Source organism: Pseudomonas sp. UV AK001 (genome assembly GCF_046097675.1).
GTDB classification, from domain to species: Bacteria; Pseudomonadota; Gammaproteobacteria; order Pseudomonadales; family Pseudomonadaceae; genus Aquipseudomonas; species Aquipseudomonas kribbensis.
The window spans coordinates 1-587 of sequence record NZ_JBJUVZ010000030.1 but is presented as its reverse complement, the minus strand read 5'-3'; the positions used below and the strand labels follow the sequence as shown (position 1 = coordinate 587).

Annotated in this window: 1 protein-coding gene; it reads right to left on the bottom strand. The window is 60.5% G+C overall.

All coding sequences use genetic code 11. From position 1 onward, the window contains the following. Nucleotides 1–587: Ig-like domain-containing protein (locus ACKLNA_RS29125; protein WP_408987847.1), on the bottom strand; the 587-nt coding region annotated here is incomplete at both ends.

Sequence of the window (587 nt, the reverse complement as noted above, 5' to 3'; positions counted from 1 at the left end):
CGTCAGCGTGGTGACACCGTCCAAAGCAGTGATGGTGAACGTGCCGCTTTGAGTCAGCGCGGTAGCATCCGGGGCGCTACCGGTGCTGAGGTTTTTCTCGAAAACCGTCAGCTCGCCGCCGTTTACGTCCAGGCCGCTGATAACCACAGGATCGTCGTTGTTGTGGATCTGCAGCACGAGGTTCGCGGTGCTGGTGTCGCCGTCCGAGTCGGTGACGGTGTAAGTGAAGGTTTCGGTGCCGTTGCCATTGCCGTGCAGGTTTTTGAAGTCCGCATCGTTGGTGTTGAGGGTGTAGGTGTAAGTGCCATTCGCGTTGAGCACCAGGGTGCCGTAAGTCCCGGTGAAGGTTCCGGCGGTGATCGGGCCAGCGTTGGGGCCGGTCGGGACGCGGTCGGCGCCTTGCACGTCGTTGGTCAGGACGTTGCCGGTCAGCGTGAGATTGGTTTCCGAGGCGGTGCCGGTGTTGGTGTCGTTTACGGCTTTTGGCAGGTCGTCGACGATGTTTACGTCCAGAGAAGCATTTGCCGTGGTGCCGTTGTCATCCACCACTGTCACGGCGAATTGCTCACTCAGGGTGTTGGCGCCGT